We start from the raw sequence: 21,715 nt of genomic DNA, 5'->3' as shown, positions 1-21,715 counted from the left end.
ACAGCCCGAGTCAACACGGACTGCACCCGGCCTCCCCGCAAAGGGCGGGCAGCGTCGCGCCAGGCCGGGCACCTCCGGTTCCTCACTACGCCTGCTGCCGCCCCGGCAGCTGCACAGCGCGGTCCCCGTGCTGTCGGCAGACCAGCTCGCGGCCGTCGACGTCCCGCATGGCTCCGGTCCCGTCCTAATTCCCGGAGCGCCGGGAACCGGGAAATCCACCGTGCTTGTGGAGGCCGCCGTCCGGCGCGCGCAGCGGGCCGGCCTTGATCCGGAACGGATGCTCATCCTCGCCCCCGGACGACTGGCCGCCGATTCGCTCCGGGACCGCTTCACCGCGCGGCTGGACCGCAGCCTGAGTACGACGCCGGCCCGCACCTGGGCGTCGTACGCCTTCGACCTGATCCGGCGTGCCAAGGCGGAAGGAATCCTGCCCCTGCCGCGCCCGCCGAAACTGCTGTCCGGCCCGGAACAGGACCTGATCATCAAGGAGCTGCTCGAAGGCCACACGCAGCCCGGACTCGAGCTGCCCTGGCCGGAGGACCTTGGCGCGGCCCTGCAGACCCGCGGCTTCCGGCAGGAAGTGCGCCAGCTCTTTGACCGGATTATCGAATCCGGACGGACCGCCGAGGACCTCGTCGTCCTCGCCCGGCGCTGCCACCGGCCGGACTGGGTCGCCGCCGCCGCGCTGTACGCGGAGTACCGCGACGTGCTGGACCTGCGCATGCCCGAATCCTTTGACCCGGCCGGCATCATCACGGCCGCCCGCCAGATCTTCCAGGACGAACCCGATTTCCTGGCCGCCGAACGCGACCGGCTCCAGCTGGTCCTGGTGGACGACATGCAGGAAGCCAACCCGGCCGTGTTCGAACTCCTCGCCGATATCGCCGCGGGCAAGGAAGCCATCATCACCTCATCGCCGGACACTGTGGTCCAAGGCTTCCGCGGCGCCCGCCCGGACCTCGTGGCCGAACTTCCGCGGCTGCTCGCCCCCGCCGGCGGGGCAGTCCTCGAACGGCCGCTCTGGACAGCACACCGCCACACCCCAGCCGTCGCCGACGCCTGGCTCGCCGTGGCCGGCCGGATCTCCCGCCGCGCCGGCGGTCAGTCCGCGCGCAGGCTCGAGCAGCCCCCGGTGCCGGCGCAGCCGCACGATCCCGCCCAGCCCGGTCGCCCTGCACAGCCTGGCGTCGGAGCGGTGCGCCCCGACGCCGGCGCAGGCACGGTGGAAGCGCACCTGCTGGCGTCGCCGGTGCACGAACTGCGCTACGTGGCCCAGCGGATCCTCGAAGCCCAATACAACGACGGCCGCGAACTCGGTGACATCGCCGTGATCGTGCGCAACGGCGGCCAACTCAGCGCGCTGCAGCGCTACCTCGCAGGCCAGGGCATCCCGGTGCGGATCCCGGTGGCCGAATCCGCAGTCCGCGACGAGGTCGCGGTCCGTCCCCTGCTGGATGCCTACGCCGTGGCCCTGGACCCGGCCGTGCTGGGCCCCGAGGCGGCCGTGGCGCTGCTGACCTCGCGGATCGGCGGGGCCACCGCCATCGAACTGCGTCGGCTGCGCCAGTCCCTGCGCCGGGAAGAGCTTCTGGGCGGCGGTGGCCGCACGAGCGACGTGCTCCTTGTCGAGGCCCTGCTGGAACCGGGCGCGCTGGCGACACTCGGCATCGAGGGTCACTCCGCACGCCGGATTGCGCGGATGATCCGGGCCGGCCGGGACGCTGCCCAGGCTCCGGGCGGCAACGCCGAAACGGTGCTGTGGGCGGTTTGGAACTCCACCGGCCTCGCCTCGCGCTGGACCGAAGCGGCGCTGGCCGGAGGAGCAGCCGGGGCCCGGGCCGACCGGGATCTCGACGCCATGATGGCCCTCTTCCACACCGCCGAGCGCTATGTGGACCAGCTGCCCGGTTCCGGACCCGAGCAGTTCCTCGAGTACCTGCTCAGCCAGGAACTCCCGATGGACACCCTCGCCGCGCGGGCCCAACTGGAGGACGCCGTGGAACTGATGACCCCGGCCAGCGCCGCCGGCCGGGAATGGCCCGTGGTCATCGTCCCCGGCCTGCAGGAAGGCGTATGGCCCAACACCAGGCTCCGCGGCGAACTGCTCGGCAGCACGCTGTTCGCGGACGCCGTTGAGCACGGCGTGGAATACGCCCTGCAACTGGATCCCCTCAGCCGGCTGCGCGAAATCCGCTACGACGAACTGCGAAGCTTCTCCACCGCCGTGTCGCGGGCCCGGCAGGTGTTGATCTGCACCGCCGTGTCCTCCGAGGACGAACAGCCCTCCTCGTTCCTGGATTACGTGGCGCCGCTGGGCCCGGACCAGGACCGGCGAGGTTTCACTGCGGTGGAGCGTCCGCTCACCCTGCGGGCCCTCGTGGCCGAGCTGCGCCAGTACGCCCAGCTCGATGCCGGAACCCCCGAAGCCCTGGAAGCCAGCGCCGTTCTTGGTGCCCTGGCGGCCGCTGAGCCGCCCGTACCCGGCGCGCACCCCTCAAGCTGGTGGGGCCTTGCGCCATTGTCCACCGAGGAGCCCGTCGTTCCGCCGGGCGGCACCGTATACGTCTCGCCGTCGAAGGTGGAGACGGTGCAGAAATCGCCGCTGGACTGGTTCGTCCAGGCCGCCGGCGGAGAGGCTGCCACGGACTTTGCCCGCAGCCTGGGCACGCTCGTCCACGCCATTGCCCAGGACCTTCCGGATGCCTCCGGAAGCGAATACCTGGCCGAACTCGTCCGCCGCTGGCCGGCCCTCGGGATGAAGGACAACTGGGAAGGCAAGCTCGACTTCCAGCGCGCTGAAACCATGGTCCGGAAGCTCGCCCAGTACGTGCTGGTGATGCGCAGCGAGGGCCGGTCTCTGGTCGGCGTCGAGCAGGACTTCGAAGTGAAACTCCCGGACGTGGCCGCCCCGGCCGGAAGCCCCGGCACTGCCGCCGCCGGCAGCGAAAACGCCGGCGGCCCCTGGCCGGCCCGGCCGGCCGTGCTGCGCGGCCAGGTCGACCGCCTGGAGATCGACGCCGAGGGCAGGCTCGTCGTCGTGGACCTCAAGACCGGCAAACGGCAGCCGGGCAAGTCCGACCTCGATCGGCATCCCCAGCTGGGCGCTTACCAGGCGGCAGTGCTGGCCGGAGGCTTTGCCGGTCCCGACGACGGCCCGCCCCCATTGCCCGGCGGGGCCGTCCTCGCCCAGCTCGGCACCACCACCAAGAGCCCGGGCATCCAGGCCCAGGCGCCGCTGGACCCGGCGAACAACTGGGCCCTGGACATGGTCGGCGACGCCGCCCGGGTCATGTCCGGGAACACCTTCGAGGCCCGCCACGACCCTTCCAAGGGCGGCCACGGCGGCCACGGCTGCCGCCTTCCCGAAGTCTGCCCGCTGTGCCTGCGGGGAAAGCAGGTTACCGAATGAGCGCCGAAACAACTTCTCCCGCCTCCCTGCCCGCCGCTCTCCCCGCCGCCCGGTTCACCCCTGAAGAGCTCTCCGCGATGCTGGGGGAGAAGAACAGCCCCACAGCCGAACAGTCGCACATCATTTCCTCGCCCCTGTCTCCCCGGCTTGTGATTGCCGGCGCCGGCTCGGGCAAGACCGCCACCATGGCCGACCGCGTGGTGTGGCTCGTCGCCAACGGCTGGGTCCGGCCGGAGGAAGTGCTCGGCGTGACGTTCACGCGGAAGGCCGCCGGGGAGCTGGCCACCCGCATCCGCGCCAAGCTGGGCGCGCTGCAGCGCATCGCCGCGGCCGACACGCAGAACCAGGTGTTCCCGGCCGGACTGCTCAGCACCGACGCGCTCGAACCCAAGGTCTCCACCTACCACTCCTACGCCAGCGCCATCGTGTCCGACTACGGTCTCCGGCTCGGCGTCGAACGCGACGTCGTGCTGCTCGGCGGCGCCCAGTCCTTCCAGCTGGCGAGCGAGGTCGTGGAAGCCTTCGACGGCGAGTACGAGCACTTTCGCTCCGCCAAGTCCACCCTGGTCAAGGCCGTCATCCAGCTCGCCGGCGAGTGCGCTGAACACCTCCAGGACCCGGCCGGAGTCCGCGGCTGGCTGCTGGACCGGGTGGCCGAGTTCGAGGCGCTGCCCTACCTCGCCACCGCCAAAAAGAACCCCAGCCAGGCGGTGGGCGAGCTCAGCGGCCTGCTCCGCACCCGGGCCAGCGTCGCGGAAATGGTGGGACGCTACGCGGACGGCAAGCGCGCCCGCGGCGCCCTCGACTTCGGCGACCTTGTGGCCCTCGCCGCCGGCGTCGCCAACGAGATCCCGGTCGCCGCGGAAACCGAACGCCAGCGCTACAAGGTGGTGCTGCTGGACGAATTCCAGGACACCTCGCACGCCCAGCTGGTCCTCTTCTCCCGCCTGTTCGGCGGCGGCCACGCGGTCACCGCGGTGGGGGACCCCAACCAGTCCATCTACGGCTTCCGCGGCGCCTCCGCCGGCCAGCTCTTCCACTTCGTCCGCGAATTCCCGGTGCGGCTCGCGGCCGAGGATGGCGCTGCCGCCGCTGAGCGCTTTGCCGTGGCTCCGACCTCGTACCTCACCACGGCGTGGCGTAACGGCCGGAACATCCTCTCCGCCGCCAACGTCATTTCAGCACCCCTCAGCAAAGCCGCAGCCCACACCGGCCCCGCCGGCGAACGGGACACCGCCGGAGGCGTCGAGGTTCCGCCGCTGCAGCCCAGCCCGGCCGCGGTCCAGGGCCGCGTGGTGATGGGCCGCTTTGGCACCGATGAGGACGAGGCCGCCGCGATCGCCGGCGACGTTCTGAAGTTCCGGGTGACCGACTTTGACGGGTCGGCGGCGGAGCCTGAGCCTCCCGCCATGGCGGTGCTGTGCCGCCGGCGTGCCCAGATGGAAGTCATCCGCCGCGAATTCGAGGTGCGCGGGATCCCCTACGAAATCGTCGGCCTCGGCGGTCTCCTGGACACTCCCGAGATCGTCGACCTGGTGGCGACCCTTCGGGTCCTGGCCGATCCGGGCCGCTCGGATTCGCTGATGCGCCTGCTCTGCGGGGCGCGCTGGCGGATCGGGCCCGCGGACCTGATGGCCCTGCGGGACTGGTCCAGTTTCCTCGCCCGGCGCCGTGGCCGCCCCGGCACAACGGACGACGATGCCGCCGACGACGTCGCGGATGCTGCGGTGATCGAGGGCGACCTCACGGACGCCGCCAGCCTGGTCGAAGCCATCGACTGGCTGCCGCGCGAAGGCTGGACCTCCGCGCACGGACGCCAGCTCAGCCCCGAGGGGCTGCAGCGGCTCCACCGGCTCTCGGCGGAACTCCGGCAACTGCGCGGCTTCATGGGCGACGACCTCACCACCCTGCTCGGCGAGGTGGAGCGGGCCATGCTTCTCGATATCGAAGTCGCCGCACGGCCCGGGGTCAGCATCCACCAGGCCCGCCGCAACCTGGACGCCTTCCAGGACGCCGCCGCCGGGTTCCTGCACACTTCCCAACGGGTGGACGTTCTCGCCTTCCTGGCCTGGCTCGAGGCCGCGGCTGCCGAGGAGAACGGCCTGGACGCCGCCGCACCCGAAGTGAACCATGAAGCGGTGCAGCTGCTGACCGTGCACGCCTCCAAAGGCCTGGAGTGGGATGTTGTGTTTGTGCCCGGGCTCAACGCCGGAGCCTTCCCCAGCAGCCGGGACTCCCGCTGGAGCAGCGGCAGCGCCGCACTGCCGTGGCCGCTGCGCGGGGACCGCGCGGACCTGCCGCAATGGGACCTCGAACACCCTGACCAAAAAGGCTGGCTCGACGCCGAGAAGGAGTTCAAGTCCGCCGTCCAGGTCCACGGCGAGGCCGAAGAGCGGCGGCTGGCGTATGTGGCTTACACCCGGGCGAAACACGTGTTGTGGGTTTCCAGCGCCGCCTGGGTGGGCGCACGCGCCGGTATGGCTGCCATGTCGCCTTTCCTGGCCGAACTGGAGGTGCTCGCTGAGGACGCCGCCGCCGCGATCCACCCTTTGTCGGTGAGTGAGGACGCGCTGCCGGAGGCGAGCCCGCTGACCTCGGAACTTGAGGTCGCCGGGTGGCCGTACGACCCGCTGGAGGGGCCACGCGACCCGCGCACCGGAGCCCGGCTGCGGCTGGTGCCGGGGCGGCGGGCGGCCATGCAGTCTGCCGCGGAACGGGTGCTGCAGTCCTTGGGCTCCGGCGTGCTGCAGGATGCGGGCGGGCCGGGCGCCGCCGCTGCTGGGGGCGCCACCGGCACGGCAAGACGCCAGTTGCGCGGCCCGGCCGGCGGCTGGGCGCACGAGGCCGCGACCCTGCTGGAACGCCGCTCCCGCCGGAGTGCGGTGCAGGAGGTGCACCTGCCGGGCCACATCTCCGCGTCAACCCTGGTGGATCTGGAGGAGGACGCCGGCTCCGTCGTCGCCCGGCTGCGGCGGCCCGTCCCGCGGGAACCGGGGATGTCCGCCCGTAAAGGCACCGCTTTCCACGCCTGGGTGGAGGAGTACTTCGGTACCGCGGGCATGCTGGACCTCGGCGAGGCGGCGGGCTCCGATGACCACATCGACGCGGCCTACGGCCTCGACACCATGGTGGAAACCTTCCGCCGGTCGGAATGGGCCAACCGCGCCCCGGCCCATGTTGAGGTACCGGTGGAGACCCGGATTGGCGACGTTGTGGTCCGGGGCCGGATCGACGCTGTCTTCCGCGACGCCGACGGCGGCTGGGACCTGGTGGACTGGAAGACCGGCCGCCGGCCCTCCGCCGGCCAGCTGAAGACCAAGGCCGTCCAGCTGGCCGTCTACCGGCTGGCCTGGGCCCGGCTCAAGGACATCCCGGTGGAGCAGGTCCGGGCTGCGTTCTACTACGTGGCGGACAACCAGGTGGTCCGGCCGCATGACCTGGGCTCGGCGGAACGGCTCGAGCAGATTGTCGCCGCGGCCCTGGGGACGAGTTAGCGGGGTTGCGTCCCGACCACCCTGAGTGCGGTCGTCGAGGTGTCATCCGCCGGCAGGTCCGCCGGTGCCGTCGCGCCTGCCTGGATGACGGCGATCGACTGGGTTGAGGTGTCTTCGCCGGAGGAAACGTCGGCGCCCGATCCGTCGTCGGGGATCGCCGTCACGGAGACACTGGAAACCTTGTTGCCCGCAGGCTCAGTGCGGTCAGCGTCAGCCATGATGTCGGTGCGGCCTGCCGTGTCATCGGCTGCCCTGACCTCCTGAACCGCTTCAAGGGGGATCGGTGTGACCTGCACAGCCGGCATCGCGGTGCTGGAGGGAACAGCGGGAAGCCCGGAGACCGAGTCCGGGGCGAGCAGGGAGACCTTGCTGACGGCCGGAACAGGTCCCGGTTCCGTGCCCTGCGGAACCCCGCCGGATGCAGGGCCGGATGCGGGGGCGGGAGCAGGGGACGGCTGGGGGAGCGGTTCAACGCTGATGGGCTGCCCGCCGTGCTCCGCGACATCCTCGGCCAGTGCCATCAGCATGGACTCGGCCTCATTGATCATGTCCTGGTTTCCGGCAGCGAGGCCCTTGACGAGGTACTGCGCCAGGGCGAATTCGGCGGAGAGCGCGGCACGCCGGAGAAGATGGGAATCGGGCACGTCGCGCCGTGCAGAGGTGTACTGCGCCAGCACGGCGTCCACGAAGTCCTGGTCGTTGGACGCGACCAGCCAGGCCATGTCATCGGCGGGGTCGCCGATGCGCAGATCGGTCCAGCCGGTCACGGCGGTCACACGGTCGCCGTCGACCAAAAGGTTGTCCTCGTGCAGGTCCCCGTGGACCACGCACGGGTTGAACCGCCAGAGCGAGACGTCCTCAAGGGCGTGTTCCCACCGGCGCAGCAGCAGCGGCGGAATCTTGCCGGTGGTCGCGGCCTGATCCAGTTCGTTGAGGCGGCGCTGGCGGAACTCGTTGGGGGTGTAACTGGGCAGATCGGCGTTGCTGACCAGCGAGTGGGGAAGGTCATGGATGGCGGCGAGAGCCGCCCCGATTTCCCGGGCCACGGCCGGGGAGGCGGCGCCGAGTTCCTCGACCGACCGGGTCGATCCGGCGAGGTGGGAGTAGACGAACGTGCTCAGCTCGCCCTGCCGGACGGTGCCGGCAACAGTGGGCATCAGGAAGGGAAGCTCGGCCCGGATGGCAGGGACGAAGGCACGCAGCACCAGGAATTCCGTTTCCAGCCGTGCACTGGCCTCGGGGTGGCGCGGCGAGCGGACACGCCAGCGCTTTCCCTCGGAATCCAGGAGCAGAGCCGAATCGAAGTCTGCCGGATCGTCGGGCGCAGAGCTGACGGCGGTCGGGGTCAGTCCGGGGACTGCCGCGGTTGCCACAGCTGCCAGTTCGATTGGTTTTCTTCTCACGCTTCCACGGTAGATTGAGCGGCGCCCAAGACTGCGATGCACCACGGCGAGTCTGAAAGATCAGGAATAAATTCCGCCCCGGGGTCCGCTCCGCCGCCGGCCCGCGGCGCGTTCCCCGGCAGTCAGCCGGGGCACGTGCGGATGCCCACATACACCGGGGAAAAATGTCATTTGTCAGCGGGAGTCAGTACGGTGGGTACATGAGTCTTGCGGAGTCACCGGCACCAAACAGCCAAGCCCCGGAGGGCCAAGCCCGGAACAGCCAGCCGGCGACGGGCACGCCGGTCCCCCCGCATCCCGGCCTCGCTGCCAACCACCTGATGGATACCGTGCTTCCGGTGCGGCCGGCCCTGATCGACCGCGGATCCGACGCGCGGCTGAAGCCCGGGATGCTGGGGGAGCTGATGACCTCCGGCGGGGCACGGTCCATGGTGCTGTCCGGCCGGCAGGCCCTCGTCAACGGCAGCAGCCTGGTGCTGCTGGACGCGGCCGAACTGGCCCGGCACCTGAGGGACACGGACTATGCCCCGGACCAGCTGATCTACCTCGGCTCAGCCCTGCCAGGCTCGAGCCTTATGGCCGGCACCCCCCTGGTGCTCTTCCTCCTGCCGCAGCAGTTCGAGGTCCAGGCCGAGGAATTCGAAGCCCACATTGCCGGCATCCCCGAGGGCGCGCAGTGGGCCGGGTTCCGTGACGTCGCGGCCACGCTGAACCCCACGGACACCGCCATCTTCATCGAGGCCAGCGCCATCGCCAACTGGCACGCCACCCATACCCACTGCCCCCGCTGCGGCGCCTCCACCGTGCCGGAGGCGGGAGGCTGGGTGCGCCGCTGCCCCTCGGACGGTTCAGAGCATTACCCGCGCACCGATCCGGCCATCATTGTCACGGTCGTGGGCCCGGACGGGCGGCTGCTGCTCGGCGGCGGCGGCCCGCTCGATGCCCGGAACTACTCGACCCTCGCCGGCTTCGTCGAGCCGGGGGAGTCACTGGAACAGGCCGTGGTCCGGGAGATCGGCGAGGAGGTCGGCGTGCGGGTCACGGCCTGCCAGTACCTCGGGTCCCAGTCCTGGCCGTTCCCGGCTTCCCTTATGCTCGGCTTCACAGCCACGACAGCGGACACCGAGGCCACTCCCGACGGCGTCGAAGTGACCCGGGCACGCTGGTTCAGCCGGAGCGAGCTGCAGGAAGCAGTGCTCAGCGGGGAGATCGTCATCTCCAGCAGGCTGTCCATCGCACGTGCCCTGATCGAGCACTGGTACGGCGGCCGTATCCGGGACCGCGCGGACAGCGCATGAGGCCGGGATGACACCACGCAGCGGCACCGCCGCGGCGGGGGCCCATCACCGCGGAGCATCCACCGGACACCCTCAAACGACTGAGCAGCAATAGTGAACACAGATATCTTCCAGACCAGCGCTTTCCCGCCCGGCCAGTCCACCGACGGTGTCGCGGAGACGGAACCCCCGGCGCCGGACAACCGCTCCCTCGAGGAACGAATCCTCGGCGGTCTCGACGCCGAACAGCGCGAGGTCGCCAGCACCCTGCAGGGACCGGTTTGCGTCCTGGCCGGCGCCGGCACCGGCAAGACCCGCGCCATCACACACCGGATCGCCTACGGGGTGCACTCCGGCGTGTACAACCCGCAGCGGCTGCTGGCCGTCACCTTCACCGCGCGGGCAGCGGCTGAAATGCGCAGCCGCCTCCGCGACCTTGGCGTCGGCAACGTCCAGGCCCGCACCTTCCACGCCGCCGCGCTGCGCCAGCTCCAGTTCTTCTGGCCGCAGGCCGTCGGTGGCGTCCTGCCCAACCTGCTGGACCACAAGGCCCAGATGATTGCCGAGGCGGCCCGGCGGCTGCGTCTCAGCACGGACCGCGCCTCGATCCGCGACCTGGCCTCCGAAATCGAATGGGCCAAGGTATCCATGCTGACCCCGGCCAACTACCTGGAAAAAGCCCAGGGCCGCGGCACCCCGGGCGGCTTTGACCTGACCGCCGTCGCCCGGGTCTTCCAGTCCTACGAGGACGTCAAGACCGACCGGAACGTGATCGACTTCGAGGACGTGCTGCTGATCACCGTGGGCATCCTGCAGGAGGACCCGAAGGTCGCTGCCACGGTCCGCGAGCAGTACCGTCACTTCGTCGTCGACGAATACCAGGACGTTTCCCCGCTGCAGCAGCGGCTGCTGGAACTGTGGCTCGGCGGGCGCGACGAGCTGTGCGTCGTCGGCGACGCCAGCCAGACCATCTACTCCTTCACCGGCGCCTCGCCGAAGCACCTCCTCGGCTTCAAGGCACAATACCCCGGGGCCACCGTGGTCAAACTGATCCGCGACTACCGCTCCACCCCCCAGGTGGTGAAACTGGCCAACGAGCTGCTGGGCGGCCGGCGCAGCGGTGGCCCGGTCGCCGACGCCGCCTGGGCCACCCCCCTGCAACTCGTGGCGCAGCGTCCGCCCGGCCCGGTCCCGCAATTCACCGAATGCTCCGACGATGAGGCCGAGGCCGCAACGGTGGCGGTCAAGGTGCGCGGGCTCCTCGAGACCGGCACCCCGGCCAGCCAGATCGCCGTGCTGTTCCGCACCAACGGTCAGTCCGAGGCCTACGAGCAGGCCCTGGCCTCGGCGGGGATCGGTTACCAGCTGCGCGGCGGTGAACGGTTCTTCGCCCGCAAGGAAGTCCGCGACGCGATCCTGCAGCTGCGGGCGGCCACCCGGGCCGTCGCCGAAACCGCCAGTCCTGAGCCGCTGGGCCAGCTGGTCCGCGACATTGTCGCCTCGCTGGGCTACACGGAAGCCGCCCCGCACAGCGGCGGCGCGCTCCGGGAGCGCTGGGAATCGCTCGCGGCGCTCGTGGCGCTGGCCGACGAACTTGTGATCAGCCGCGGCGGGCATTTCAGCCTCGCGGACTTCGTCAATGAACTCCAGGAACGCTCCCTGGCCCAGCACGCCCCGACCGTCCAGGGTGTCACCCTTGCCTCGCTGCACGCGGCAAAGGGCCTCGAATGGGACGCCGTGTTCCTCGTCGGACTCAGCGAGGGGCTGATGCCGATCTCCTTCGCCGACAGCCCCGAATCCGTGGACGAGGAACGTCGGCTGCTGTACGTGGGGATCACCCGGGCCAGGGAACACCTGTTCCTTTCCTGGTCCAGCGCGCGGACCCCGGGCGGGCGCGCCAACCGGAAGCCCTCACGCTTCCTGGATGGCCTGCGGCCCGACTCCGTGGCCAGCTCCTCGGTCCGCGGCAAGGGAGCGGCGCCGCGCCGCAAGGCCGCCGTGCCGGCCACCTGCCGCGTCTGCGGCACGATGCTCTCGTCGGGCGCCGAGCGTAAAGTGGGCCGCTGCAACCAGTGCCCGCCCAGCTACGAGGAGCAGACTTTCGACGCGCTCCGGCAGTGGCGCAAGGACATCGCGCTCGAAGCCGACGTTCCCGCCTTTGTGGTCTTTACCGACGCCACACTAACCGCCATCGCCGAGGCCCGGCCCGAATCCCTCGAACAGCTCGCCAAACTTCCCGGGGTGGGACCGTCCAAACTGGAGAAGTACGGCGAAGCAGTGCTGGCTGTGCTGGTCGAAAGCACCACCCTCTGATGGCCGGGAACAGCCCCCCGCCGGCAGGCAAGCCGGCAAACAGGCGGCCGGCCGAGCCGACCGGCAGCCCGGCCACGCCGGCAGCCTCGCCGCTGACCACTGCCGACGGCGCCCCGGTGGAGGTGCGGCGCTCCGCCCGCCGCCGCCGGACCGTTGCGGCCTTCTGGGAGAACGGCACCGCCGTGGTCGCCATCCCCGCCTCCTTCAGCCGGGCCCAGGAACGCGAATGGGTGCACCGGATGCTCGAGAAGCTGCGGCGCCAGGGGGAGCGGGGTAGCCGCGGTGCCGGAGGGCGCCGTCCGCGCAGCGACGACGCCCTGGCGGCGCACGCCGCCGAGCTCTCCGCAAAGTACTTCGGCGGCCGGGCGGTGCCGTCCTCGGTCCGCTGGGTGAGCAACCAGAACGCCCGCTGGGGGTCCGCGACGCCGTCGGACGGGACCATCCGGCTCTCGGACAAGCTTCAACCCATGCCGCAGTGGGTCATCGACTATGTGCTGCTCCACGAACTGGCGCACCTGCTCGTGGCAGGCCACAACGCCGCGTTCTGGCGGCTCCTCGGGGCCTACCCGGAAACCGCCCGGGCCAAGGCCTTCCTCGAGGGCGTCTCCTTCGCCACCTCCCGCGGCATCGCGCCGGACGGCGACGGTGAGGCCAAGGCCGACGCCGACGCGGCCGAAGTCCCCGGCTGACACGCCGGGTCCGGCCGGCCCGGTTGGCACCGGCAGCCGCGGGCACGGAAAAGCCCCGACCGGAACTTCAGGTCCGGCCGGGGCTTACCGACGCGTGCGCCAGGACTAGGACTTGGGGCTTTCGCCTTCCCGGGGAGCGTCGTCGTCCGTGCCGTCCTCGCCGGTTTTTCCGGTGTCATCCCCGGCCGCCTGAGCATCCCCAGGCTCGTCGAATCCGCCGTTCAGCAGCTTCTGCAGGGCATCGTCGACCTCGGAGTCGCTGGCCTCGGCCAGTTTGCGGCGTTCGCTGAAACCTTTAGGGTCTTCGAGATCTTCGGCGGTGGGCAGCAGGTCAGGGTGCTGCCAGATCGCGTCGCGGCCGTCAATGCCGCGTTCGTCCTTGAGCGAGGCCCACAGTGCGGCGGCCTCCCGGAGCCGGCGCGGGCGAAGTTCCAGTCCCACCAGGGAGGAGAAGGCGTGTTCGGCCGGTCCGCCGGTGGCACGGCGGCGCCGCACCGTCTCACGCAGCGCCGCGGCCGAGGGCAACAGCTTCTCGGTGGCGGCCCAGCTCAGTTCATCCACCCAGCCCTCGACGAGCGCGAGGGCGGTCTCCAGCTTCTCCAGCGCCTGGTCCTGCGCGGGGGTGCGCTGCGGCATAAAGACCCCCTGGGACAGGGCCTCCTGGATGCCCTCCGGGTTCCCCGGATCCAGTTCGCGGGCGAGTTCCTCGATCTTGGAGGTGTCGATGTGGATGCCTCGGGCGTACGCTTCGATCGCGCCGAGGAGGTGGCCGCGCAGCCAGGGAACCTGGACGAACAGCCGGGCGTGGGCCGCTTCGCGGACGGCCAGGAACAACCGGATGTCGTTCTCCGGCAGGCTGAGGCCTTCGCCGAACTTCGCCACGTTGGAGGGCAACAGCGCCATTTCGAGGTCGGCGAGCGGGACGCCGATGTCCGTGGAGCTGACCACCTCGGCCGACAGGGCGCCGATGGCCTGGCCCAGCTGCATGCCGAAGATCGCACCGCCCATGTTCTGCAGCATGGAGGACGCGCCGCCCATCATGGACTTCATTTCCTCGGGCATCTGCTCGGTCATGGCGGTGGACAGCGCATTCGCGATGCTGTTGGCCACCGGCTCGGTCAGGCGTTTCCAGGTGCCGAGCGTTTCTTCCACCCATTCGGCCCGGGACCAGGCCCGGCCGATCAGCCCGGTGGCCGGCAGACCGGTGACCTGGTCGAGCCACATTTCGGCGAGCCGCAGGGCCTCGTCGACCTCGCGCGACTGCTGCGCCGTGACGGAGGGGTCGGAGCCGCTCGCGGCAACGCGCCGGGCGTTCTCATGCGCCAGCTGCCAGTTCACCGGGCCCTCCGAGGAAGCGCTCATCATGGCCTGGACCTGGGAGAACATCTGGGCGAGCAGATTCGGATCGTCCGGCAGTCCCGCGGCCTTCGCCAGTTCCGCAGGGTCGATGTTCCCCATGCCCTGGCCGCCCATCAGGTTCTTCAGCATTTCTGCCAGCGGATCCTTGGGTTCCTCGTCGCCGTTGGACGGATTAAGTGGGTTGGAGGTCATGATCCCGCCGATCGTCGGTGTGGCTGCTTCTCACGTTCACGGTACCCCGCGGCCAGCGGGCTGTCTGCTGAAACCCGGCCACGTTCGCTGTAGGCAAAGAGCCCAGCCGGCAACCGAGCCAGTAGTGTTAGAGGCAGGAATATTTGCAGGCGGCAGCCGCGGCGGAGGCTGCGGACGCGGTGCGCTGATCAGGGGGTCCGCAGGGTCCCCGGGCGCCGGCACGGAGAGGTCCTTCATTGACGATTACGCAGGGCGAACAGCCCCCCAGCGGGCCGGCGGCCGGCCCGTCCCGGGGCCGGCGTTCCCTCCTCGCCGGGCCACGTTCGGATCGGCGGCGGGACAACCGGTCATCAGCCATGCTGGTGTCCGGGCTGCTGGCGCTGGCGCTGGGGTTCACGGCCCTGAGCCTGCCGGTCCCGTACGTCGTGGAATCACCCGGTCCGACGTTCAACACCCTGGGCACTGAGAACGGCACGCCGGTCATCAGCGTCACGGGCCATGAGACGTTCCCCGCGAAGGGCAACCTGGACCTCACCACCGTCTATGTCGACGGCGGACCCAACGGTCCGGTGACGGTCGTCGAGGCGTTCTCGGCCTGGCTCAGCGGCGCCAAAGCCGTCTACCCGGAGGAGCTCATCTTCCCCACCGGCGTGACGAAGGAACAGTCGCAGCAGGAGAGCGCCGTCGCGATGACGTCCTCGCAGGAGAACGCCGTGGCCTCCGCCCTCAGGGAACTTGGCATCCCCTTCGAGCAGAAGATGCAGATCGCCGCTGTCCCGGAGGGCTCCGCCTCCGCCGGGAAGGTCCTGGAAAACGACGTACTGGTGTCCATCAACGGCAAGGCGGCGACCGCGCTCGGCGTCATCCAGTCCGAACTGGCGGCCGGCAACGGCGCCCCGGTGGAAGTTGTTGTCGACCGCGACGGCAGCAGCGTGACGGCAAACATCACACCGTCAAAGACCGCAGCCGGACGGTTCATCCTCGGGGTCATGCTGCAGTACAAGTTCAAGTTTCCCTTCGACGTGAAGATATCCCTCGACAAGGTCGGCGGTCCCAGCGCGGGGATGATGTTTGCCCTGGGCATCGTGGACACCGTCACCCCCGGCGACCTGACCGGCGGCAAGCACGTCGCGGGAACCGGAACCATTACCCCCGACGGCGCCATTGGCCCGATCGGGGGGATCAGCCAAAAGATGCACGGGGCCCGGTCCGGCGGCGCCACACTGTTCCTTGCTCCGGCCGCCAACTGCGAGGACGTCGTGGGGCATATTCCCGACGGATTGCAGGTGGTGCGGGTCGAGAATCTGGCCGAGGCGCGGAAAGCCGTCGAACTTGCCGCGTCCGGGGCCGACACATCGGCCCTTCCGGTTTGCTCCAGCAACTAGACTGGCCGCGGAACTAAGATCCGCCGCCACTCGTGGCACCTATGACGGCTTCGCCGCCCGGCTGGGCGGGGCCGACGGTCGCTTCAAGGCAGCAGCACTGAGTTCGAGCAACGAAGCACCGCACTGATAACTAAAGACCAGTAACTGTCGAGCAGCTATGAGGTACCGAGTTTGTCCCGTCCCGCCAGCACCGTCCCGCCCGGAAGACCCCAGCAACGACGAGGCGCACTGACGCCTACGTTAATTGTCGTGGCCTTGATCGTGGTCGGCTTCATCTTCTTCGCCAATGTCTGGACGGACGTCCTCTGGTACCAGCAGTTGGGCTTCTTCGAAGTGTTCCTGACCGAGAACCTGGCCCGCATCGTTCTCTTCCTGCTTGGTTTCGCCCTGATGTTCTCCGCTGTCTTCTTCGCGATCCGGATCGCCTACCACGCGCGCCCGGTGTACGCACCGGACTCGGACATCCGGGACAACCTCAACCGCTACCAGGTCCAGCTTGAACCGGTCCGCCGCGTCGTTATGATCGGCCTGCCCGTCCTCTTTGGCCTGTTCGCCGGAAGCGCGGCGTCCAGCCAGTGGCAGAGAGTGCTTCTGTTCCTGAACCAGGAGCCCTTCGGCGAGAGCGACCCGCAGTTCAACCTCGACATCAGCTTCTACCTGATGACGCTGCCGTTCCTGGGCTTCGTCACCGGCTTCCTGATCAGCGTCATCATCGTCGCAGGCATCGCGGGCATCCTGACGCATTACCTCTACGGCAGCATCCGGATCATGGAACGCGGCATCTTCACCAGCCGTGCGGCGCAGATCCATCTTGCCGTCTCGGGTGCGGCCTTCCTGCTGCTGCTGGGCGTTAACTTCTGGCTGGACCGCTATGCCTCCGTACAGAACAGCGGCGGCCGCTGGGCGGGTGCGCTGTACACGGACGTCAACGCCGTGATCCCCACCAAATCCATCCTGGCGGTGGCCGCGGTCCTCGTCGCGGTGTTGTTCGTCGTTGCTGCCGTGATCGGCAAGTGGCGGCTGCCCGTCATCGGTACTGCGATGCTCGTCATCACCTCGATCCTGGCCGGCGGCGTCTATCCCTGGGTGATCCAGCAGTTCCAGGTCCGGCCTTCTGAACAGACGCTCGAGAAGCAGTTCATCGAACGCAATATCAAAATGACCCGCTCGGCGTACGGACTGGATAAGATCCAGGAAACCCGGTACAACGCCACCACCACCACCACCACAGGCGCTCTCGCCCCCGATTCGGAGACCACCGCCAACATCCGGTTGCTGGACCCCAACCTGATCTCGGATGCGTTCTCCCAGCTTGAGCAGTACCGGCCGTACTACCAGTTCCCCAGCGCCCTGAACGTGGACCGCTATGAGATCGACGGCAAGATCCAGGACACCGTCATCGCGGTCCGTGAGCTCAACCCGGACGGGCTGAGTGCCAACCAGCAGTCCTGGCTGAACCGCCACGTTGTCTACACCCACGGCTACGGTGTCGTGGCCGCCAAGGGCAACAAGTTCACCGTCGACGGCAAGCCTGACTTCCTGCAGGCCGGAATCCCGTCCACCGGCGTGCTCGGCAACGACTCGACCTACCAGCCGCGGATCTACTTCGGTGAGAACTCGGCCGACTACTCAGTCGTCGGCGCCCCTGAAGGAGCTCCGAACCGCGAGCAGGACCGGCCCGCAGCCAAGGAAGGCGACGGCGAGACGCAGTACACCTTCACCGGCGACGGCGGCCCGAATGTGGGCAGCTTCTTCAACAAGGTCCTCTACGCCATCAAGTTCCAGTCCTCGGACCTGCTGCTCTCTGACGGTGTGAACGCCGAATCCCAGATCCTCTACGACCGCAACCCCCGGGAACGGGTCGAAAAGGTCGCCCCGTACCTCACCGTGGACGGCAACGCCTACCCGGCCGTTGTCGACGGCCGCGTGAAGTGGATTGTGGACGGCTACACCACCAGCCCGTATTACCCCTACTCCCAGCAGGAGCAGCTCTCCGAGGCCACTGCCGACTCGCAGACGACCGCGGGCCGGACGGTCTCCCTGCCAAACACCTCCGTCAACTACATCCGCAACTCGGTCAAGGCCACGGTGGACGCCTACGACGGAAAAGTGACGCTCTATGCCTGGGATGACCAGGACCCGGTACTGAAGGCGTGGCAGAACATCTTTCCGTCCTCGCTGAAGCCGTTCTCGGAAATGTCCGGGGAACTGATGAGCCACGTCCGCTACCCGGAGGACCTGTTCAAGGTCCAGCGGGAACTCCTGGGCCGTTACCACGTCACCCAGCCGGACAACTTCTACACCAACAATGACGCCTGGAGCGTCCCGAATGACCCGACTGTCCAGGACGACGTCAAGCAGCCGCCGTACTACATGTCACTGAAAATGCCCGATCAGGACAAACCGGCCTTCCAGCTGACCTCTTCGTTTATCCCGCAGGTAGTGAACGGAAACGCCCGTAACGTGCTCTACGGCTTCCTGGCCGCGGACTCCGACGCGGGCAAGGAAAAGGGCGTGAAGGCGGAGAGTTACGGCCAGCTCAGGCTGCTGCAGATCCCGCCGGAAGCGAATGTCCCCGGCCCCGGCCAGGCGCAGAACAAGTTCAACTCGGACCCCACGGTGTCCCAGGCGTTGAACCTGCTTCGCCAGGGTGCGTCGGCGGTCCTCAACGGCAACCTGCTCACCCTGCCGGTAGGTGGCGGCATGGTGTACGTCCAGCCTGTGTACCTCCGGTCCACGGGTGAAACGTCCTACCCCACACTGCAGCGCGTCCTGGTGGCGTTTGGTGACAAGATCGGGTTCGCCCCGACCCTGGACGAGGCCCTGAACCAGTTGTTCGGCGGTGAGTCGGGAGCCAGTGCCGGCGACTCGGCCAACAACGGGCAGGCGCCCGCCACGCCCGACGGCACACCGGCCGCTCCAGGCGGCACCGACGCCAAAGCAGAGCTGAAGGCGGCCCTGGAAGAGGCGAATGCCGCCATCAAGGCCGGCCAGGAAGCCCTCGCGAAGGGTGACTTCGCAGCCTACGGCGAGCAGCAGAGGAAACTCTCTGCGGCCCTGCAGCGGGCCATCGATGCCGAGGCCAAGATCGCGGCAGAGCCGGCACCTGCGCCGGCGGCCAGCCCGGCCCCGGAGGCCACAACGCCGGCGGCAACCCCCGCCCCGACACCGAGCAGCTAACGCCCGGCAGGCGGAGGCACCGCCAGCTGATGCACGGCCAGAGGCCGGGTTCGCGCTCCCTGGGGCGCGGGCCCGGCCTTTTCCGGTCCTTCGTAGACAGGCCGCCCCGGGCTAACGGCGGCGGGAGACGCATATCACGCCCCCTCGATTTGGCCCCGAGTTCACCGGCAGGTAGAGTTGATCTTGCGACGCGGGGTGGAGCAGTTCGGTAGCTCGCTGGGCTCATAACCCAGAGGTCACAGGTTCAAATCCTGTCCCCGCAACTGAAGAGGAAGGTCCGGAATACTGGAAACAGTGTTCCGGACCTTCTGCTTTAAGCCGGCACCGGGTGGCGCAGGCCGCCGGCGGGAGGGTGGCCCGACGGTGGCTCGGACGGCGCAAAAAGTAGGGTAATGTTGTTCTTGCGACGCGGGGTGGAGCAGTTCGGTAGCTCGCTGGGCTCATAACCCAGAGGTCACAGGTTCAAATCCTGTCCCCGCAACTGAAGAGGAAAAGTAAGGCCCGGATCTGGTGATCCGGGCCTTACTTGTTACCCGGTTCACCCCGGCTGCCGGCGCCCCGGCCCTTCGCGGCTGCGCCGCCGCCGCTGCGCCCCGCCGCTGAGGGCTCCCTAGCCATCCTTGAGCCGCTGGTAGGTGTCCAGCGCCCGGGCACGGGACTCCGGCAGCCCGACGATCGGTTCCGGGTAGCCCGCTGCCGGGCCGCCGGCCTTCCACGGTTCGTGGATCGTCTTGTCGTCCAGGCCGGAGAGCTCCGGGAGATATTCGCGCAGGTAGCGGGCACCGGCGTCGAACCTCTTGCTCTGGGTGACCGGGTTGAAGATCCGGAAGTACGGTGAGGCGTCGGCACCGGACCCGGCCACCCATTGCCAGTTCGCCGGGTTGCTCGCGGCGTCCGCATCCACCAGGGTGTCCCAGAACCAGGCTTCGCCCAGCCTCCAGTCGGCCAGCAGGTTCTTCACGAGGAAACTCGCGGCGGCCATCCGGACGCGGTTGTGCATCCAGCCGGTCTGCCAGAGCTGGCGCATTCCGGCGTCAACGAGGGGATAGCCGGTGCGGCCCTGCTGCCAGGCTGCGAGTTCGGCGTCGGAGGGGGTCTGCCAGGCGAAGCGGTCAAACTCGGGCCGGTAGTTCCGGGTGGCCAGGTGCGGGTTCTCGTAGAGCAGCTGCCAGCAGAACTCCCGCCAGCCGAGTTCGGACCGGAAGATCCCGACGTCGGCCGGCGCCGCGTGCGGAAAGCGTTCGCGCAGTGCGTGCCAGATCCGGAAAGGGCTGATTTCGCCGAACCGCAGATGGGGGGAGAGCCTGCTGGTTCCTTCGACCCCCGGGACGTTCCGGCCGGTGCCGTAATCTTCCGCCGGACCGTCGAGGAAGTCCTCAAGCCGCTGCTGCGCACCGGCTTCCCCGGGCTGCCAGGTGCCGGCGAGGCCGGCGCTCCAGTCCGGCGTGCGGGGGAGCAGCTCCCAGCTGTCGAGGGCGTCGCCGGCCGGAGGCTTTGCCGCCGCGCCCGCCGCCGGGGCAGGGAGGCTCTCCGGGGCGTCCAGGGGCCTCCGGGGCTCGGGGCCCTCGAGGCAGGCCCGCCAGAAGGGCGTGAAGACTTTGTAGGGCCCGCCGGCCCCGGTCCGCACCGTCCACGGCTCGAACATCAGGCTGGCCTGGAAGCTGGCCGCCTGGAGGCCCTGTTCCGCGGCCCAGGCTTTGAGGCCGGCGTCCACCTCGCGTTCGGGGCAGCCGTAGCGGCGGTTCCAGAACAGCGTCGAGGCGCCGGTTTCCCGGGCAAGTTCCTGGATGATGCCGGCGGCCGGGCCGCGGCGCAGCAGGAGGCGTGAGCCCGCGGCCTCAAGCCCGGCGGCGAGGTCTGTCAGGGAATGGTGCAGCCACCATTTCGCGGCGCCGCCGAGGGGCCGCACGCCGGGGGAGGCTTCGTCCAGGACATAGACCACGGTGAGGGGCTGCCCCAACGAGGCCGCTTCGCTCAGGGCCGGGTTGTCGTCCAGCCGGAGGTCGTCGCGGAGCCAGAGAAGGGTCGAAGGCAGGGATCCCGAATACATGGATCAACGGTACATGCGGAGCGGCACCACTGCCGCGCCGGACGGCACCACACGGCACCACCCGGCATCGCCCGGGACAACGGAGGCCGGGCCCGCTGATCGTGGTGGACGATCCAGGCCCGGCCTCTGCCGATCCGGTGCATGCAGGTCCGGCACAAACGCGCCGGGAAGGGCCTAGAGCTTGTCGAAGTCTGCTTCCTCGACGGTGGAGCCTGCGGGGCGGCGGCTTTCACTGGCGCCGATGGCGGCGGGGGAGGCGCCGGACTTCAGCGCGGCGAGCCGGGCCTCGATCTCCGTCTGCTCGCCGAGATCCTCCAGCGAGTTGAACTGCGCGTCCAGGCTGGAAGCGGCGAGTTCCTGCTGGCCGCGTACCCTGGCTTCTTCGCGGCGGATCTTCTCTTCGAAGCGGCCCACCTCGGAGGTGGGATCCATGAAGTCTATGCTCTTCATGGCATCGTGCACCTGGGTCTGGGCCGCGGCGGTCTTGGAGCGGGCCACCAGCTCGTTGCGCTTGCTGGTGAGCTCGTTGAGCTTGCCCTTCATCTGGCCCAGGCCGTGCTTGAGCTTGTCCACGACCTCGGTCTGGGATGCGATGCTCGGCTCGGCCGACTTTGCCTCGTTTTCCGCGGACATCTGGCGCTGAAGGGCAACCTTGGCGAGGTTGTCGAACTTCTCGGCGTCGACGGTGTCGCCCTTGGCCCGGTACTCGTCAGCCTTGCGGGACGCGGCGAGGGCCTTGTTGCCCCAGTCCTGGGCGTTCTTGATGTCCTCGTTGTAGTCGTCCTGGAGCATCCGCAGGTTGCCGATGGTCTGGGCCACGGCGGACTCGGCCTCGGCGATGTTGTTGGTGTAATCCCGGACCATCTGGTCCAGCATCTTCTGCGGATCCTCAGCCTGGTCCAGCAGGGAATTGATGTTGGCCTTCGCCAGCTGCGCCATGCGGCCGAAAATGGACTGCTTCATG

General features: G+C 69.2%; 11 protein-coding genes and 2 tRNA genes. 9 read left to right on the top strand and 4 right to left on the bottom strand.

Going from position 1 to position 21,715, the window contains the following annotated elements; translation table 11 throughout:
- Positions 1–91: 91 nt before the first annotated feature.
- Together ASPU41_RS19730 and ASPU41_RS19725 are read left to right on the top strand one after the other, a co-directional pair.
- Positions 92–3,409: an ATP-dependent helicase gene (locus ASPU41_RS19730; RefSeq protein ID WP_069952838.1), complete on the top strand. Its 3,318-nt coding sequence runs from the start codon at positions 92–94 to the stop codon at positions 3,407–3,409.
- A complete protein-coding gene (locus ASPU41_RS19725) occupies positions 3,406–6,903 on the top strand; it encodes an ATP-dependent helicase (RefSeq protein WP_069952343.1) in 3,498 nt (1,165 codons plus the stop codon). Before ASPU41_RS19730 ends, ASPU41_RS19725 begins: the two co-directional genes overlap by 4 nt.
- On the opposite strand, the gene ASPU41_RS19720 is transcribed toward ASPU41_RS19725, so the two are convergent.
- Positions 6,900–8,306, bottom strand: coding sequence for a macrolide 2'-phosphotransferase (locus tag ASPU41_RS19720; RefSeq protein WP_069952342.1), 1,407 nt, complete (start codon positions 8,304–8,306; stop codon positions 6,900–6,902). The genes ASPU41_RS19725 and ASPU41_RS19720 overlap by 4 nt on opposite strands.
- A gap of 200 nt (positions 8,307–8,506) precedes the next feature.
- On the opposite strand from ASPU41_RS19720, the gene nudC reads away from it, so the two are divergent.
- The 3 genes from nudC (at position 8,507) to ASPU41_RS19705 (ending at position 12,585) form a co-directional block, all read left to right on the top strand.
- Positions 8,507–9,604 (top strand): NAD(+) diphosphatase, encoded by a 1,098-nt coding sequence (nudC, locus tag ASPU41_RS19715; protein ID WP_069952341.1) that lies wholly within the window; start codon positions 8,507–8,509, stop codon positions 9,602–9,604.
- Between the two features lie 201 nt (positions 9,605–9,805).
- Positions 9,806–11,896, top strand: coding sequence for an ATP-dependent DNA helicase UvrD2 (locus tag ASPU41_RS19710; protein ID WP_069952837.1), 2,091 nt, complete (start codon positions 9,806–9,808; stop codon positions 11,894–11,896).
- On the top strand, positions 11,896–12,585 hold the full coding sequence (locus ASPU41_RS19705) for a M48 metallopeptidase family protein (RefSeq protein ID WP_083266638.1): 690 nt from the start codon (positions 11,896–11,898) through the stop codon (positions 12,583–12,585). Before ASPU41_RS19710 ends, ASPU41_RS19705 begins: the two co-directional genes overlap by 1 nt.
- Positions 12,586–12,690: 105 nt before the next feature.
- On the opposite strand, the gene ASPU41_RS19700 is transcribed toward ASPU41_RS19705, so the two are convergent.
- Positions 12,691–14,136, bottom strand: a complete 1,446-nt coding sequence (locus ASPU41_RS19700; RefSeq protein WP_069952340.1) for a zinc-dependent metalloprotease — start codon at positions 14,134–14,136, stop codon at positions 12,691–12,693.
- 236 nt (positions 14,137–14,372) lie between these two features.
- Here ASPU41_RS19700 and ASPU41_RS19695 point away from each other — a divergent pair, with 236 nt between their 5' ends.
- From ASPU41_RS19695 to ASPU41_RS19680, 4 genes are all read left to right on the top strand, one after another.
- On the top strand, positions 14,373–15,521 hold the full coding sequence (locus tag ASPU41_RS19695) for a YlbL family protein (protein ID WP_069952339.1): 1,149 nt from the start codon (positions 14,373–14,375) through the stop codon (positions 15,519–15,521).
- Between the two features lie 171 nt (positions 15,522–15,692).
- Positions 15,693–18,701: a UPF0182 family membrane protein gene (locus ASPU41_RS19690; RefSeq protein ID WP_197515717.1), complete on the top strand. Its 3,009-nt coding sequence runs from the start codon at positions 15,693–15,695 to the stop codon at positions 18,699–18,701.
- Between the two features lie 189 nt (positions 18,702–18,890).
- A tRNA-Met gene (locus tag ASPU41_RS19685) sits at positions 18,891–18,964 on the top strand.
- A gap of 144 nt (positions 18,965–19,108) precedes the next feature.
- A tRNA-Met gene (locus tag ASPU41_RS19680) sits at positions 19,109–19,182 on the top strand.
- A gap of 129 nt (positions 19,183–19,311) precedes the next feature.
- On the opposite strand, the gene ASPU41_RS19675 is transcribed toward ASPU41_RS19680, so the two are convergent.
- Positions 19,312–20,751 (bottom strand): cryptochrome/photolyase family protein, encoded by a 1,440-nt coding sequence (locus ASPU41_RS19675; RefSeq protein WP_069952338.1) that lies wholly within the window; start codon positions 20,749–20,751, stop codon positions 19,312–19,314.
- Positions 20,752–20,925: 174 nt separating this feature from the next.
- Positions 20,926–21,714: a PspA/IM30 family protein gene (locus ASPU41_RS19670; RefSeq protein ID WP_069952337.1), complete on the bottom strand. Its 789-nt coding sequence runs from the start codon at positions 21,712–21,714 to the stop codon at positions 20,926–20,928.
- Between the last annotated feature and the right edge of the window lies 1 nt (position 21,715).

The organism is Arthrobacter sp. U41 (assembly GCF_001750145.1).
Classification (GTDB): Bacteria; Actinomycetota; Actinomycetes; order Actinomycetales; family Micrococcaceae; genus Arthrobacter.
The sequence above is the reverse complement of the archived record's forward strand: the minus strand, read 5'-3'. Positions and strand labels throughout refer to the sequence as shown.